Genomic DNA, 14,904 nt, shown 5'->3' with positions numbered 1-14,904 from the left:
CACTGCCTGTAATCGCTCTCCCGCTCTAATATTTGCCCCATGACAAGCAACGTATGGACCAGTTTTCGCGGATGAGAGCGGCGACGCGGTGACCGCGGTCAACAGCCACGGCGGGCTGGTCGGGACCGAGCCCCTGCGGGTGCTCCTGGTCGAGGACGATCCCGGCGACGCGTTCCTCGTCGAGGAACTGCTCAGGGAGTCCGAGCCGGCTGTCAGCATCACGCTGGCCCGGACCCTGCGCGAGGCGCTGGAGCTCTTCGACGCCAAGGTGCAGTGCATCCTGGTGGACCTCGCGCTGCCGGACGCCCAGGGGCTGGACACGCTGCGGCAGGTCCTGGCGAAGGCTCCCGGCACCGCCGTGCTGGTGCTGACCGGTCTCTCCGACGTTCAGCTGGGCGTCGCGGTGGTCAGCGCCGGAGCGCAGGACTACCTGGTCAAGCAGGACGTCGACGGTGCCCTGCTCACCCGCGCGATCCGGTACGCGATCGAGCGCAAGCGCGCGGACGAGTCGGAGAAGCAGCTCGTCGAGGCGCGCGCCGTCAGCCGCGAGAACTCCCGCCTCGAACGCGGCCTGCTGCCCGTGCCGATCCTGAACGACGTGACGTTGCGCCACCACGCGCGCTACCGGCCGGGCCGGGCTCGCGCGTTGCTGGGCGGCGACTTCTACGACACGGTGGAGACCGGCGACGGCTCGGTCCACATGGTGATCGGCGACGTCAGCGGGCACGGCGCCGACGAGGCGTCGCTCGGCGTACGGCTGCGCATGGCGTGGCGCACGCTGGTCCTGGCGGGGCTGGGCGGCGAGACGCTGCTCGGCACGCTGGACGCGGTGCTGCGGCACGAACGATGGTCGGAGGAGATCTTCACGACGCTCTGCATGCTGACCATCGCCCCCGACCGGCGCAGCGCCGAGGTCTACCGCGCCGGCCATCCGCGGCCGCTGTTCTTCGACTCGTCCGGGGTGCACGTGTTCCCGGACGAGCCGAGCGGCCCGGGGCTCGGGCTGCTGCCCGAGTGCGAGTGGCCGACGTGCCGCATCGAGCTCGGCGAGTCCTGGGCGTTGATGCTCTACACCGACGGATTGATCGAGGGATGTATCGGCGACGGGAACGAGAGGCTGGACCTGGAGGGACTGGTGAGCCTGGCGGAGGTGGCGCGGGGACGCGGCGACCACGGCTTCGGGCTGATCGACGGGCTGATCTCGGAGGCCGAACGGCTGAACGGCGGGGTCTTGTCGGACGACTTGGCCGTCCTGCTGATGAGCCGGGGCGACGGCCGTTGAGTTCGAAGGGGGCGACGGCCGAGACCGAGACCCCGCCCGCCCTGGTCCTCGGGAAGGACCGTCCGAAGGCCTCGGGCCTGGCGCGGCTGCGGCTCGGCCAGATCTACCGGGTGGGCGCGGTCGTGCTGGCGCTGGTCCTGGCGGGCGCGATCGTGCAGGCCACGACGGCCCTCATGCGGACCGGGACCGCGCGGCAGACGCTCGTCGACCGGGTCGATCCGGCGATCCTGCGCCACTACCAGTTCGGTGAGGCGCTGCGCGGCGAGGACACCGCGGCGCGCGCGTACGCCACCACCGGCGACGCGGCCGACCTCGCCCGCTACCGTGCCGCCGTACGGCAGCAGGCGTCGTCGGTCGAGGGCCTGCGCGACCTGCTGAACGACGTTCCCGGCTCGCGGCCGGCCCTGGACCAGCTGAACCGCTTCGAGGGCGCCTCGCAGGCCTGGCGGGCGGGCTTCGCCGAACGGCTCGTGACGGACCGGCCGGAGAACGGCACGATCGATCCGGCCATGGAGCAGCAGGGAGACCGCCTGCTCGCCGACTCCTGGACGGCCAGCTCCGCGCTGCGCGGTCAGCTCGTCACGCTCCACGGGAAGTTCTCACGCGACCTCAAGCAGCGGGCGATCGACACCTACTGGTCGGTCGGGCTGGCCCTGGCCGCCGTGGTCCTCGCCGCGATAGCGCTGGTCGTGCTGTTCCGCCGCACGGTGGTGCGGCCCGTCGGCGAGCTGTCCGACAGCGTCCGCGCGGTGTCGCAGGGCGACTTCGACCATCCGCTCCAGGTCACCGGCGCCGCCGAGATAGTGGAGCTCGCGGCCATCATCGACGCGATGCGCGAGCGCATCCTCGCGGAGTGGCAGACCAGCTCGGAGGCCATCCGGCTGCTGGACGAGCAGGCGGGCGAGCTGCGCCGCTCGAACGCCGAGCTTGAGCAGTTCGCCTACGTCGCCAGCCACGACCTGCAGGAGCCGCTGCGCAAGGTGGCGAGCTTCTGCCAGATGCTCGAACGCCGCTACGGCGACCAGCTCGACGAGCGCGGCAAGCAGTACATCGACTTCGCGGTCGACGGCGCCAAGCGGATGCAGGCGCTGATCAACGACCTGCTCAGCTTCTCCCGCGTCGGCCGGATGTCGCGCCCGGAGGAGGCGATCGACCTGCGCTCCGTACTGGACCAGGCCCTCGACAACCTCTCGGCGCGCGCCGAGGAGACCGGCGCGCAGGTGACGGCCGACGAGCTGCCGACCGTCGCGGGCGACCGTACCCAGCTGACCCAGCTCTTCCAGAACCTCGTCGGCAACGCCATGAAGTTCCGCCGCGAGGACGAGGCGCCCCGCATCCACATCGGCGTCCGGCGGGTGGAGAACACCTGGGAGTTCTCCTGTGCCGACAACGGCATCGGGATCGAGCCCCGGCACGCCGACCGCGTCTTCCTGATCTTCCAGCGCCTGCACCCGCGCGACGAGTACGGCGGCACCGGGATCGGGCTCGCGCTCTGCAGAAAGATCGTCGAACACCACGGAGGAACCATCTGGCTGGACACGGGCACGGAAACGGACGCGGACACAGGCAAGGCCACCGAGAACGGCACGACCGTACGCTGGACGATTCCGGCAGGAGAGAACGCCGATGATTGAGACCCCCCGCCCCATCGAGGTCCTGCTGGTCGAGGACGACCCGGGCGACGTGCTCCTCACCACCGAGGCGTTCGAGCACAACAAGGTGAAGAACAACCTGCACGTCGTCAACGACGGCGAGCAGGCGATGGCGTTTCTGCGCCGCGAGGACAAGTACGCCGACAGCCCGCGGCCCGACCTGATCCTGCTGGACCTCAACCTGCCCCGCAAGGACGGCAGGGAGGTGCTGGAGGAGATCAAGGGCGACGCGGAGCTGCGCAGCGTCCCGGTCGTCGTCCTCACCACCTCCGAGGCCGACGAGGACATCCTGCGCAGCTACAACCTGCACGCGAACGCCTACGTCACCAAGCCCGTCGACTTCGACCAGTTCATCCAGGTGGTGCGGCAGATCGACGACTTCTTCGTGACCGTCGTCAAGCTTCCTCGCTGAGCGGCGGTCGCTTGCCGGTCCAGTCCAGGCAGACCACCACGGCGTCGTCGAGCGGCTCGCCGCCCTCGTGGTAGTCGATGAAGTGGCGGATGAACGTGCGCACCGCCTCGGAGGGGTTCTGCAGGCGGGTCTCGCGCAGCGTCTGCAGCAGGGCGACGGCGCCGTAGACCTCGCCGACCGGCGACTCCGCGGTGTGGACGCCGTCGCTCACGACCACCAGGCGGTCGCCGGGCTCGACCTGGAACTCCTCGGTCGTGTAGCGGGCGTCCCCGAACATCCCGAGCGGCAGCTGCGCCTCGAAGGCGACCATCTCGGTGACGTTGCCGCGCATCCGGTACATGTGCGGCGATCCGGCGTCGACCGTCCGTACGCGCCCGGTCGCCAGGTCGAACTCCAGCAGCAGGGTGGCCAGGTGCCTGGTGCCGCGGTGGTGGGCGTAGACGGTCTGGTCGGCGAGCGCCGCCTGGTCGACGATGTCGGCGCCCGAACGGCGGGCGTTGCGGATCGCGCTGATCGCCAGGTGCGTGAGCGAGGCGGCCTCGGTGCCGGTGCCCATCCCGTTCGTCACCGTCAGCGTGAGGCGGTCGGCCGACACCGACCAGTCGAAGTTGTCGCCCCACACGGCGTACGCGGGCTCCAGCTGCCCGGCGAGGTGGAACTCGTCGGTGGAGCAGGCGCGGCCGGGCAGCAGCTCCCACTGCATCTCGGCGGCGAGTGTGAGGCGCGAGCGGCGGCGGACCTGGCGGTAGAGGTCGGTGTGCTGGTCGGCGATCTTCAGGGCGCGGCTCAGCACGTTCGCCGCCGTGGCGAGGCCGGTGCGCTGCCGCGTGGTCGGCGCCGCGTCCAGCTGAACGGTCAGCACGCCGAGCCGGTCGCCGTGCACCGTGAGCGGCACGTGCAGCAGGTGGAAGTCGCCGCCGAGGCGCGGCGGCTGCCGCTCGTGCACGTCCTGCTGGGCGGCGAACGCGTGCCCTACGGGGGTGTTGTCCAGCCGTACGGGCTCGACCTCCTGGCGCACCGGCACCAGGTAGGCCTGGCGGTAGTCGGCGAGGAGGATCTCGACGTCGACCACGTCCAGCGCGTCCTTGACGTGGTCGGTGGCCGTCTGGATCAGCTCGTGCGGCTGGGCGTTCCAGATGGCGTGCTCCAGCTCCTGGAGGGGGTCGGCGGTCAACGGGGGTCCCATCTGTCCGGGGGGCTCGGATGCCTGAGCGAACGCGGTGTGTAACAGTTGGACTCATGGGCGTGACGCCGGGGCAAGGAGCTGCGGAATCGGCTGCTGCCCTTGACGAGGTGGCCGAGCGCCTGGTCGAGGTCTGGTCGCGTGCGCACAACGGTTCGGACGTTCCGGTGCCCGCTACCCAGCTTCGGGTGTTGTTCATCCTCGAGCGCGGCCCGATGAACGTCAGCCACCTGGCGGCCGAGATGGGGGCGCTGGTCTCCTCGGCGAGCCGCCTCTGCGACCGGCTGGAGGCGGCGGGCCTGCTGCTGCGCGACCCGGGCAAGGACCGGCGCGAGGTCACGATCCGCCTGTCCCCGGACGGGCAGTCGCTGCTCGACCGGCTCAAGGTGCGCCGCCGCCAGGACCTGGCGCAGGTGCTGGAGTCGATGTCGGCCCCGGCGCAGGCGGCCCTGTTGTGGGGGCTCAGCCAGTTCGGCGAGGCGGCCTCGCCGGGCGGCGCGGACGCGGGCGCCGGCGCGGAGGCGCCCGACAACCCGTTCTCTCTCCCCGCCTGAGGCCATCCCTCGCCCCGGCCGGGGCAAAGCCTCCGTCGTCGACGCCAATCCCGCTCCCGTCAACGCTGGTTGCCGTACGGCAAATGTAACCCTCCGAATTGCCCAGGGTACGTCGAACGCGCAGGTGGGGGCGCCCTCGCCGGACCCCAGACCGGCGACCGCGCGATCAGCGGCGCGACGACCGGACTCGGCCTCTCACCCGCCGGGAAAACGGTAGAGGCATTCTTAATATCCCATCAATACAACAAATAATGGACATTGCCCGTGATGGATACTTGTCATGCGGCAAAGAATCTTCGTCATTTACCGAGTATGGCCACGTGCCCAGTGTTCTGTGGCTAGCATCCTGCGCATGGTGACCGTAAATGCCGTTCCCCTGCTCTCAAAAAAGGGAACTGCATGCACCCCTGGAGGCTTCAGTGCGTAAGGGCAAGGCCCTTTTGTCCCTGGCCCTGCCCGCGGCACTCTCCATGGCATCGCCGCTGATGGCCGCCTGTTCGCAGGGGGCGAGCGGTCATGCCGCCGTTTCCAGGCCAGCGGACCGGCTTTCCGATTCCACCACCTTCACGACCGTCAAAGGCGCGCCGGCCGACCAAGGGCCGGCGGGGGACAACGGCGGGCTGGTCGTCCATCCCGCCGCGCCGGTGCCGGTTCTGGACCGCCCGGGCGGCAAGGCGTTCGCGACCTTGCCCACAAGCCAATTGGGGGGCGCGACCTGGGTTCCGGTGGTGGCCGAAAGCGGTGACTGGGCGCACGTGCTGCTCCCGAGCCGCCCGAACGCCGCGAGCGGCTGGATCTCGACCAAGAGCAAGGGCCTTCAGCGGGCGCACACGTCGTACCTGGTCAAGGTCGACGTCGGCAGGCGGATGCTCACGCTGCTGCACGCGGGCCGTCCCGTCGGCCATTGGAAGGTGGCGGTCGGCGGCCCGAAGACGCCGACGCCTGCCGGGCGCACGTTCGTGCTCGCCATGCTCAAGCAGGACGGCGGGCGGCTGGTCCTGCCGCTCGGCACGCACTCGGCGACGCTCGACAGCTTCGGCGGGGGTCCGGGCACGGTCGCCCTGCACGGCTGGCCGGACCGTTCGGTCTTCGGGAAGGCCGTCACCCACGGCTGCGTGCGGGTGCCGGAGGGGGCGCTCAAGCAACTGGCCAGGGTGCCCTTGGGGTCCCTGGTGCTCATCACCGGCTGACTCAGCTCAGCCGCCCATAAGCGAACGGAGACACACATGCGCAACAAGAGGCTCACCGGAGGCGCGGCGAGAAGGGCGTGCCTGATCGCCGTCGCGGCCGGTCTCCTGCCCGCCGCGATCATGCCCGCGGGCTCCGCCAGCGCGGCCCCGAGGCCCGCGACCGCCAAGGCCGCCGACCCGATCGGCTCGGCGTTCGGCCTCGCCGTCATCGGCCCGGTCGCGATCTCGCCAGTGCCCGCGGTCGCCTCGTCGTCCACGGCCCCGGTCAGCAAGAGCCTGCTGCGCGAGGGCAGCACCGGCCTGCTGACGGCGTCCGCGCTGGACGTCAAGGCCGCCGCCGACCAGGCGCACTCGCACATCGCCAGGCTGCGCGTTCCCGAGGCCGCGCTGGCCGCCGAGGCGATCTCGGCGACCTGCACCGGCGCGACCGGCACCGCCCGCCTCGCGGGCGCGGCCATCGCCGGCACCGCCCTGGACGCCTCCCCGGCGCCGAACAGCTCGATCCCGGTCCGCCTGCCCGGCGGCCTCGGGACCGTCGCGGTGACGCTCAACAAGCAGGAGCGCCTGCCCGACGGGCGGCTGCGGGTGACGGCCCTGGCGGTCGACCTGCCGCTCGCCGGCAAGACCGAGGCGATCCGGGTCGCGTCCGCGACCTGCGGCAAGCCCGCGGCGGCGGCCGGTTCCGCCGTCGAGGCGCCCGCGCCGGTCCCGGTGAAGAGCAACCTGCCGGTCACCGGCTGAACGACTGAACGACCCTGGAACGGGCCGGTGGAGACCTCCACCGGCCCGTTTCGCATTCGTTCCGCGGATCTACCAGCGCACGGGCAGGCTCTTCGGCCCGGCGATCAGCCCGCCGCTGCGCCACGGCACGTCCTCGGGTGCGACGGCCAGCTCCAGGCCGGGCATCGCGGTGAAGAGCGCGGTCAGCGCGACCCCCGCCTCCAGGCGCGCGAGCCCGGCGCCCAGGCAGAAGTGCGGGCCATGGCCGAACGAGAGATGCGGCACGGCCCCGGCACGCGCGGGATCGAAGCGGTCGGGCGCCGGGTAGGCGTCCGGGTCGCGGTTCGCGGCGGTCAGCAGCGGCAGTACGGTTTCGCCCGCCCGGACCCGCCCTGACGGCAGATCGACGTCCTCGGTCGCCACACGCGGCATCGCGTACGTGGCCGGATTGTCGTGGCGCAGGAGCTCCTCGACCACGCCGTCGCTCATGGGCGCGGGTGACGAGCCTGCCGAATTCTCGCTGAGCAGTGTGAACACGCCCGCGCCGATCAGGTTCGCGGTCGTCTCGTGCCCGGCGGCGATCAGCGTGACGGTCAGGCTGACCAGCTCGTCCTTGCTGAACACCGCGCCGTCCTCGTCCTGCGCGTCCAGCAGGGCGTCGATCAGCGCGTCGCCCGGCGCCGCCCGCCGCGCGGCGAGCAGCGCGGTCACGTACTGCCGGAACTCGCGGGCCGCCGCCAGCCGCTGGGCACCGTCGGCGGTGGAGATCGTGAGCGCGGCGTCCGACCAGCGCCGGAACTGCTCGCGATCGCGTTCGGGCACGCCGAGCAGCTCGCAGATGACGCGGACCGGCAACGGGAACGCGAACGCGCCGACCAGATCCGCGGACGGTCCCGCAGCCGCCATGTCCGCCGCGAGCTCCGCGGCGATGGCGGCGACGCGCGGCCGCCAGCTCTCGACCCGGCGCGGGGTGAACGCCGCCGCCGCGATCCTGCGGAGCCGGGTGTGCCGCGGCGGGTCCATGTTGAGCAGGGAGTACTGGTCGTCGCTGACGTCGGCGCCGCGCGCCATCCGCGGGTCCGAGCGACGCAGCCGACGGCTGAAGCGCGGGTCGGCGAGCACCTGCCGCACGTCGGCGTAGCGGGAGGCGGCCCGCATGGTGTCGCCGCTCGGCAGCGTGATCTCCGGCAACGGGTCGCGGTCGTCGGCGCTCACGCGGTGTCCTTCCGTCCGCCCCCGCACCATTGGTGAGGCCCGTCCATGCCAGGCCTCACCAATGATCGTTCAATCCTCTCCGGAACACCATGGAACGCGGAGGAAACTTTCCGTTTACCCGGCGGTCAAGGAGCCGCGCGGGAACGCGACGCCGGTGAGGCGTTCGCTGAGCTCCAGCAGGCGGGCGCGGGCCTTGGCGTCGTAGGCCTGGTTGTTCGCGCGTGCCTCCCGCGACCGGTTGAAGTACACGCCGGTGACGCCGGCCAGGCCGGGATCGGTCACCAGCCGCGCGGTGTTCTCCACGCCCTCCTCCAGCGTGCTCTGCACCGAGAAGAGCTGCGTGACGATCTTGGTGGGCATGTACGACGCCGGGTGCAGCGCGTTCACCGTGACGCCCGCGCCGCGCAGCACCTCGGCGTGCTCCACGGTGAGCATGATCTGCGCGAGCTTGGCCTGGCAGTACGCCTGCACGCCGTCCCAGCCGCGCTCCAGCATCACGTCGTCGAAGTCCAGCGGCGCCTGCCCGGCGGAGCTGACGTTGACCACGCGCGCCGGCGCGGACCGGGCGAGCAGCGGGGTGAGCATGCCGCTCAGGACGTAGGTGGCCAGGTAGTCGACCTGGAACGTCAGCTCCAGCCCGTCCGCGCTGTCCTGCCTGGCCAGCTCGACGCCCATGCCGGCGTTGTTGACCAGCACGTCGAGCCGGTCGCGCGCCGCGACGCGTTCGCCCAGGTCGCGGATCTCGGCGAGCGAGGCGAAGTCGGCCCGCTCGAACGACAGCCGGTCGTTGCCGGTCTCGTCCCGCAACTCGGCGAGCAGCGCCGCGCCCTTGGCCTCGTTCCGGCCGTGCAGGATCAGTGCCGCACCCTGCGCGGCCAGCGTCCTGGCCAGACCGCGCCCGAGCCCGTCGGTCGCGCCGGTGATGAGGATGGTCTGCTCGGAAACAGGGGTCGGAGCAGGGGTCATACGACGCCTCCGTTGACGCGGATGTTCTGGCCGGTCACCCAGCTCGCCTCCGGGGAGGCGAGGAAGGCGACCACCTTGACGATTTCTTCCGGCTGCCCGATGCGCCCCATCGCGGTCATCTTCTCCAGGCTCGCGATGAAGTCCGCCGGGCGCGTGCGGAACTCGGGGGTGTCGGTCGGGCCGGGCGACACGACGTTGACCGTGATGCCGCGCTCGCCGATCTCCTTGGAGAAGACCCGGGAGAACTGCTCCAGCGCGCCCTTGGCGCCGTCGTACAGGCCGTAGCGCGGGAAGAACAGCCCGGTCGTGTGCGAGGAGATGTTGACGACGCGGCCGCCGTCGCGCAGGTGCCGCGCGGCGAGCTGCATCGCGAAGAACGGTGCCCGGGCGTTCACCCGGAAGCTGCGGTCGAACTCCTCCTCGGTGACCTCGGCCATCGGCTTCAGCACGGGCAGCACGGCGTTGTTGACGAGGATGTCCACGCCGCCGAACCGCGCCGTCGCCGTTTCGAAGAGCGAGCCGAGCTGCTCGGTGTCACCGATGTCGGCGACGGCCGCGACCGCCTTGCCGCCGCCGCTCGCCTCGTTGGCGCGGGCGACGACCTCGGCGGCCTGCTCGGCCTGCTCGGGGAGGTGGTTGACGACGACCGAGGCTCCCCGTGCCGCCAGCTCGACCGCGATGGCCGCGCCGAGCCCGGTGGCGGCGCCGGTGACGATGGCGACCTTGCCCTCAAGAGCCATGACCATGTCAGACCACCTCGTTGCCGCTGGCGGTGGACTCGGGAACGTCCTCGCGCAGGTCCCAGTGCTCGGCGATCAGACCGTCCTCGATGCGGAAGATGTCGACCACCGCGACGCCCCGGTGCCCGGGCTGCGCCGTGAACAGGCTGTGGATGAAGACCAGGTCGCCGTCGGCGGCGAGCCTGCGGATCTCGAAGCGGGCCTCGGGAAGCTGCACACGGAAGCCGTCGATGAACTCGACGAGCGGCTTGCGGCCGTCCGGCAGGTTCGGGTTGTGCTGGATCAGGTTCTCGGCGAGGAAGCGGCCCGCCTCCTGCGTGCGGCCCTGGTTCCAGACGGTCTCGATGTAGTCGCGGATCAGCTGTGACATGTCAAAGGGCCTTTCAGCTCAGTTGGTGGTGAGTGCGGGGACTTGGGGCGCGGTCTCGGCGGACCGGCGGCCGTGCCGGTCGGAGGCCGCGTGCGCCGCGAAGGCGAGCGCGAGGGGGATGAACGCGAGGGCGGAGAGCCAGCGGGCGCCGAGGCCGGGGAGCAGGCCGCTGCCGATCAGGCTGCCGAGGCTCATGCCCAGGTAGAGGGCCGAGGCGTTCAGCGCCAGCAGGATGCCGCGCTGCTCGGGGAGCAGTTCGACCAGTCGCGCCTGCTGCGGCGACATGAACGTCGCGCTGAAGAACGCCCAGAAGGCGAAGATCGCGATGCCGAGCCCGAGCGTTCCGGGCGTGGCGGTCAGCGCGGCGAACGTCACGGCGAGCCCGGCCAGCGTGATGAGGATGGTGCGGGCGCCGCCGAGCCGCTCGAACATCCGGGCGCTGGTGGCGTTGCCCGCCATCCCGATGGCGCCGAAGACGAACAGCACGAGCGACACCATCGTCTGCGACGCACCGAACCGTTCGGCCAGGTAGGCGCCGGCGACGCCGTACACGGTGAACTGCGCGGCGAGCACCAGCAGCGTGGTCGACACCATCGGCAGCGTGCCCGGGGTGCGCAGCACGTCGCGGAAGACGCGGGCGGTCGGCGCGGGGCCCGGCTCGATGGGCGGCAGCAGCCAGGCCAGCATCCCCATCGCGACCGCCGTGAGGGCGACGACACCGGCCATCGCCCAGCGCCAGCCGACCGCGCCGCCGACCGAGGATGCCACCGGGACGCCGAGCACGGTCGCGGCGGTCATCCCGGCGAAGACCGTGGCGAGTGCCCGCGGCCGCCGTTCGGGCGGAACGATCAGCGACCCGGCGGCCGAGGCGGCCGGCCCGTAGATCGCCGCGCCGAGCCCGGCCACGACGCGGGCCGCGGTGAGGAGCCCGAAGCTCGGCGCGACGGCGCTACCGACCCCGCCGACGATCATCAGCGCGAGCCCGAGGAGCAGCAGCCGCTTGCGGCACATCCGGCCGAGCGCGATCGCGGCGACCGGCGCGGCGATCGCGAAGACCAGCGCGAAGACGGTGACCAGCGTGCCGACCGTGGCCGCTTGAACATGCAGGTCGGCGCCGATCGGCGCGCTCAGCCCGATGACGGCCAGCGACGCGGTGCCCAGGCTGAAGTAGCCGAGCGACAGCGCCAGGAGCGCGGGAGTGGACGAGGTTCGCACGACATCCTCCTTCCAATACGGTGCGGTGCGTATTGCAATTACAATACGGAACGGTGCGTATGTCAAGTAGTCTGCTGTCGCATGACCGGACGACCCCGCGATCCCGCCGTCGACGACGCGATCCGCCAGGCCACGCTCCAGCTGATCGAGGAGCAGGGTTACAAGGGCGTGAGCATGGAGGGCATCGCCGCGCGCAGCGGCGTCTCCAAGCAGGCGATCTACCGCCGCTACGCAGGCAAGGGCGAGGTGATCCTGGACGCCCTGGCGACGTTCGCCAAGACCAGGCTGCCGACACCCGACACCGGCGACCTGCGCGAAGACCTCCTCGCCCTCCTCGAGGAGACCTTCGCCGGCCAGCGCGGCATCAACGGCGTGCTGAACCGTGCCCTGGCGGCCGAGGCACTCCAGGACGAGAGCTTCACGGCGCTGCTGAACGAACGCCTCATCAGCCACCGCCGCGACGCCGTCCGCGAGATCCTCGGCCACGCGCGCGAACGCGGCGAGGTGTCCCACCCGAGCGACGACCTGCTGATAGACCTGGTCTTCGGCCCGATGTGGTACGCGCTGCTGCTGGACACGAGCAAGCTCACCGACGCGTACGCCGCCGCGCTCACCGACGCCGTGGTCGCCGTCGCCCGCACACCCTGAGTCATATGAAGATCATCGATGGTCCGGGGCGCGGCCTCACAGTGCCGCTGTCATGAGCGTCATATGCATTTCGCACATCCGTGAGCGATCATGAGGTCCATGACCAGGGTGCTGATCGCGGAGGACATGCACCTCCTGCGCGAGGCGCTGGTCGAGCTGCTGAGCCTGGAGGACGGCATCGAGGTCGTCGCGCAGGTCGCGTCCGGCGCCCAGATCGTGCCCGCCGCCGAACGCGAACGCCCCGACGTCGCGGTGATCGACATTGACCTGCCCGAGCTGGACGGGATCACGGCGGCCGGCGCGCTGCGCGAGCGGCTGCCGTCGTGCCGCGTCCTCATCCTCACCGCGCTGAGCAAGCCGGGGCAGCTGAGGCGGGCGCTGGACGCGGGGGTCGCGGGGTTCGTGCCGAAGGACATCCGGCCTGCCGACCTGGTCGAGGCCATCCGCACGGTCGCGGGCGGCGGCCAGGTGGTCGACCCTGCCCTCGCGCTGACCGCGCTCCAGGCGCCGCCGAGCCCGCTCACCCAGCGCGAGACCGAGGTGCTGCGGCTGTCGGCCACCGGCGCGCAGCCGCTGGAGGTGGCCGAACGGCTCTTCCTGACGTACGGGACCGTCCGCAACTACCTCGCGTCAGCGGTCACCAAGCTGGACGCCCGCAACCGGGTCGACGCCATCCGCATCGCCACCGAGGCCGGCTGGATCTGAGGCGGGCCCGTCGAACTCCGCCACCACCTCGAAGCGCCCACCCGGCCGCGGCCCGGCGCTGAGCCGCCCGCCACTCCGTTCCGCGAGCCCCTTCAGCCCCGATCCGAGCCGGGGAACCCCCGCCGAGGCGGCACCATCGTTCACCACCGACAGCCGTACGACCCCGCCGGGCCCGCGGGTGATCGTGATGGCGCAGGTCCGCGCGTCGCTGTGCCGCAGCACGTTGGTCACGCTCTCCCGCAGCATGGCCGCCAGCGCGGTGTCGACGGCGACCGGGAGCGCACCGGTCTCCACCCGCGCGTCCGCGTCGACGCCCGCCGCTGCCAGCACCTCCAGCGCCGAGTCGACCTCGCGGCTCAGCAGCAAGCGGATCCGGCCGCTGGTGATCGAGCCGAGCTCGGATCGGGAACGTTCCACCAGCTCGATGAGCGTGGCGACCTCGCTCCGCGCTCGCTCCGGATCGTGCTCCACCAGTGTGGCGGCGAGTTCGCCCCGCAGCGCGACCGCCGACAGGCTGAACCCGAGCACGTCGTGCAGGTCGCGGCCGATCCGGGTGCGTTCGGCGGTCACCGCCGCCCGCGCCAGGTCGTCCCGGGCACGCCGGAGCAGCACCACCAGGTCCGCCAGCCGGGTCAGGGTGTACACCACCCACGCCAGGATGATCTCGGAGATCAGGTTCGCCGCGGCTCCCGGCAGGCTCGGTACGGGGGGCGGGAAGAAGAACAACAGGATGGTCAGGCCGAACACGCCCGCCACGACCGCCCAGGACCACGGCGGGCGCATCCCGACCAGCGCGGCACCGATCAGGAAGCCCCAGAACTGGTACACCCCGGCCAGTGGCTCGGCGAGCACGGCGCCGGGCCATGCGAGCGGCACGACCAGCAGCGCGATCAGCGCGACGCGCCATGGCGATGGTGGCCGCATGAACAGCACGATCGCGCCGGTCAGGGCCGGGATCACGAGAAACAGCAGCGGGCGGTCGCGGGGGACGACCCAGACGCGCGTCACGGCCTTCTCCGCCTGCAGGAGCAGCACGGCGAGCAGGATCAGGCGCGCGAGCCGGGGCGATCGGATCGGCGTCGACGCGAGCGGCACGGCGGCCCGGTAGCCGCTCGCCGTGGCGCGGATGCCGGCGAGGGCCCGGCGGGCGGTGGCGGTGGCCTCGCGAAGGCCGTCGCGTGCGAGGCCCGGCTCGGCGCTCGCGGCCCGCTGCGCGGCGCGCCGTAGCGTACCGGCGATGTCCCGCAGGTCGGCGTCCACCGTCGCGCGCAGTTCGCCGTCCACCCGCAGCCGTTCCCGGAGCGTCGCCAGCCGGGCCTGCTCATCGTGGGCGGCGTGCAGGTCGGTCACCATCGCGGCGAGCGCGTACAGGCTGAAGACGATCAGTGAGTCGATCCCGGTGGCCGACACCCGCCAGTGCCAGGCGTCGGCCGCCTCACCCGCCAGGACGCCCCCGGCACCCGTGGCGATGAGGATCGCCGTGAACAGGGGCAACGCCGCCCGGATCGGGAGCACGCACAGCACCCCCGCCGCGACCGGCCAAGGCAGCCACTCCCAGCCCGTCCCGATCACGGCGAACGGCAGCAACGACAGCGCCGCCAGCGCGACCAGCGCCCCGTACCGGACCCGGGGACGGGCGCGCCACCGCCGCATCAGGATGAGGATCAGCGGCGGATAGGGCGCCGCCGTGAGCGCCATCGACTCCGGGGGCACCCCGTCGTCCGTCCAGACGAGCAGGCGGACGAGGAGCAGCAGGCCGAGCGCGGTCCACAGCATGCCGCGCGCGATCCGGGGAGGAAGGTCCTCGGCGCTCCGGGCGTAACCGCTCAACTGGCCTCGGGGATCAGCAGGAAGACCTTGGGCGTCACGCGTTCCATCGCGCCGCCCCGCCCGATGATGAGGCCGGCGGCGAAGTCCACCAGGGGCGTCGCGTCCTTGTCGCTCATCTCGGAGAGGTCCATCAGCACCGCGATGCCCCTGCGGAAGAAGTGCCCGACGTAGAACACGTCGTTGTAGCTGCGGGGGTGCAGGGTCTTGACCACCGGACCAGTC

16 protein-coding genes are annotated in these 14,904 nt (G+C 71.7%); 8 read left to right on the top strand and 8 right to left on the bottom strand.

Features of this window, described 5'->3' with window-relative positions:
- The first annotated feature begins 88 nt into the window (after window positions 1-88).
- From J4573_RS18595 to J4573_RS18585, 3 genes are read left to right on the top strand one after another with little or no spacing between them, the layout of a single operon-like run.
- Entirely contained in the window at window positions 89-1,282 is a 1,194-nt protein-coding gene (locus J4573_RS18595; RefSeq protein ID WP_208256955.1) for a PP2C family protein-serine/threonine phosphatase, read from the top strand.
- Window positions 1,279-2,916 (top strand): sensor histidine kinase, encoded by a 1,638-nt coding sequence (locus J4573_RS18590; RefSeq protein ID WP_243773209.1) that lies wholly within the window; start codon window positions 1,279-1,281, stop codon window positions 2,914-2,916. The genes J4573_RS18595 and J4573_RS18590 overlap by 4 nt, the downstream gene beginning before the upstream one ends.
- Window positions 2,909-3,346, top strand: coding sequence for a response regulator (locus tag J4573_RS18585; protein WP_208256954.1), 438 nt, complete (start codon window positions 2,909-2,911; stop codon window positions 3,344-3,346). Before J4573_RS18590 ends, J4573_RS18585 begins: the two co-directional genes overlap by 8 nt.
- Here J4573_RS18585 and J4573_RS18580 read toward each other — a convergent pair.
- Window positions 3,330-4,520 (bottom strand): PP2C family protein-serine/threonine phosphatase, encoded by a 1,191-nt coding sequence (locus J4573_RS18580; RefSeq protein ID WP_243773208.1) that lies wholly within the window; start codon window positions 4,518-4,520, stop codon window positions 3,330-3,332. The genes J4573_RS18585 and J4573_RS18580 overlap by 17 nt on opposite strands.
- Window positions 4,521-4,639: 119 nt before the next feature.
- Between J4573_RS18580 and J4573_RS18575 the strand changes: the two genes are divergently transcribed.
- From J4573_RS18575 to J4573_RS18565, 3 genes are all read left to right on the top strand, one after another.
- The gene (locus J4573_RS18575) at window positions 4,640-5,083 is read left to right on the top strand and encodes a MarR family transcriptional regulator (protein ID WP_307796691.1); all 444 of its coding nucleotides are present in this window, start codon (window positions 4,640-4,642) and stop codon (window positions 5,081-5,083) included.
- 419 nt (window positions 5,084-5,502) lie between these two features.
- Window positions 5,503-6,273, top strand: a complete 771-nt coding sequence (ldt-CoaP, locus tag J4573_RS18570; RefSeq protein ID WP_307796690.1) for a L,D-transpeptidase — start codon at window positions 5,503-5,505, stop codon at window positions 6,271-6,273.
- 36 nt (window positions 6,274-6,309) lie between these two features.
- The gene (locus J4573_RS18565; RefSeq protein ID WP_208256951.1) at window positions 6,310-7,014 is read left to right on the top strand and encodes a choice-of-anchor P family protein; all 705 of its coding nucleotides are present in this window, start codon (window positions 6,310-6,312) and stop codon (window positions 7,012-7,014) included.
- Between the two features lie 69 nt (window positions 7,015-7,083).
- Here J4573_RS18565 and J4573_RS18560 read toward each other — a convergent pair whose 3' ends face one another.
- The 5 genes from J4573_RS18560 to J4573_RS18540 all read right to left on the bottom strand — a co-directional run bounded on the left by J4573_RS18560 (window position 7,084) and on the right by J4573_RS18540 (window position 11,499).
- Window positions 7,084-8,208 carry a cytochrome P450 gene (locus tag J4573_RS18560; RefSeq protein WP_208256949.1) on the bottom strand — a complete coding sequence of 375 codons (1,125 nt, stop codon included), beginning with the start codon at window positions 8,206-8,208 and terminating at the stop codon, window positions 7,084-7,086.
- Window positions 8,209-8,322: 114 nt separating this feature from the next.
- Entirely contained in the window at window positions 8,323-9,174 is an 852-nt protein-coding gene (locus tag J4573_RS18555) for an SDR family NAD(P)-dependent oxidoreductase (protein WP_208256947.1), read from the bottom strand.
- A complete protein-coding gene (locus tag J4573_RS18550; RefSeq protein ID WP_208256945.1) occupies window positions 9,171-9,920 on the bottom strand; it encodes an SDR family oxidoreductase in 750 nt (249 codons plus the stop codon). Before J4573_RS18550 ends, J4573_RS18555 begins: the two co-directional genes overlap by 4 nt.
- 1 nt (window position 9,921) lies before the next feature.
- Window positions 9,922-10,284: a nuclear transport factor 2 family protein gene (locus J4573_RS18545; protein ID WP_208256944.1), complete on the bottom strand. Its 363-nt coding sequence runs from the start codon at window positions 10,282-10,284 to the stop codon at window positions 9,922-9,924.
- Between the two features lie 18 nt (window positions 10,285-10,302).
- Complete coding sequence (locus tag J4573_RS18540) at window positions 10,303-11,499, bottom strand: MFS transporter (RefSeq protein WP_208256942.1); 1,197 nt, start codon at window positions 11,497-11,499, stop codon at window positions 10,303-10,305.
- A gap of 81 nt (window positions 11,500-11,580) precedes the next feature.
- Between J4573_RS18540 and J4573_RS18535 the strand changes: the two genes are divergently transcribed.
- On the top strand, window positions 11,581-12,147 hold the full coding sequence (locus J4573_RS18535) for a TetR/AcrR family transcriptional regulator (RefSeq protein ID WP_208256940.1): 567 nt from the start codon (window positions 11,581-11,583) through the stop codon (window positions 12,145-12,147).
- 99 nt (window positions 12,148-12,246) lie between these two features.
- Window positions 12,247-12,852, top strand: a complete 606-nt coding sequence (locus J4573_RS18530; protein WP_208256939.1) for a response regulator transcription factor — start codon at window positions 12,247-12,249, stop codon at window positions 12,850-12,852.
- Here the strand turns inward: J4573_RS18530 and J4573_RS18525 are convergent.
- Complete coding sequence (locus tag J4573_RS18525; RefSeq protein WP_208256936.1) at window positions 12,778-14,682, bottom strand: sensor histidine kinase; 1,905 nt, start codon at window positions 14,680-14,682, stop codon at window positions 12,778-12,780. The two genes, J4573_RS18530 and J4573_RS18525, sit on opposite strands and share 75 nt — an antisense overlap.
- Complete coding sequence (locus J4573_RS18520; protein WP_208256935.1) at window positions 14,679-14,894, bottom strand: cell division protein SepF; 216 nt, start codon at window positions 14,892-14,894, stop codon at window positions 14,679-14,681. Before J4573_RS18520 ends, J4573_RS18525 begins: the two co-directional genes overlap by 4 nt.
- Between the last annotated feature and the right edge of the window lie 10 nt (window positions 14,895-14,904).

The sequence above is a fragment of the Actinomadura barringtoniae genome (assembly GCF_017573505.1).
GTDB classification, from domain to species: Bacteria; Actinomycetota; Actinomycetes; order Streptosporangiales; family Streptosporangiaceae; genus Spirillospora; species Spirillospora barringtoniae.
Note: the sequence above shows the minus strand (reverse complement) of the source record. Positions and strands in the feature narration are given on the sequence as shown.

What these genes read in the sequence shown, in the direction of transcription:
- J4573_RS18585 (WP_208256954.1), top strand. Translation starts at nt 2,909, where the DNA reads ATGATTGAGACCCCCCGCCCCATCGAGGTCCTGCTGGTCGAGGACGAC.
- J4573_RS18545 (WP_208256944.1), bottom strand. Translation starts at nt 10,284, where the DNA reads ATGTCACAGCTGATCCGCGACTACATCGAGACCGTCTGGAACCAGGGC.
- J4573_RS18555 (WP_208256947.1), bottom strand. Translation starts at nt 9,174, where the DNA reads ATGACCCCTGCTCCGACCCCTGTTTCCGAGCAGACCATCCTCATCACC.
- J4573_RS18550 (WP_208256945.1), bottom strand. Translation starts at nt 9,920, where the DNA reads ATGGTCATGGCTCTTGAGGGCAAGGTCGCCATCGTCACCGGCGCCGCC.
- J4573_RS18565 (WP_208256951.1), top strand. Translation starts at nt 6,310, where the DNA reads ATGCGCAACAAGAGGCTCACCGGAGGCGCGGCGAGAAGGGCGTGCCTG.
- J4573_RS18530 (WP_208256939.1), top strand. Translation starts at nt 12,247, where the DNA reads ATGACCAGGGTGCTGATCGCGGAGGACATGCACCTCCTGCGCGAGGCG.
- J4573_RS18535 (WP_208256940.1), top strand. Translation starts at nt 11,581, where the DNA reads ATGACCGGACGACCCCGCGATCCCGCCGTCGACGACGCGATCCGCCAG.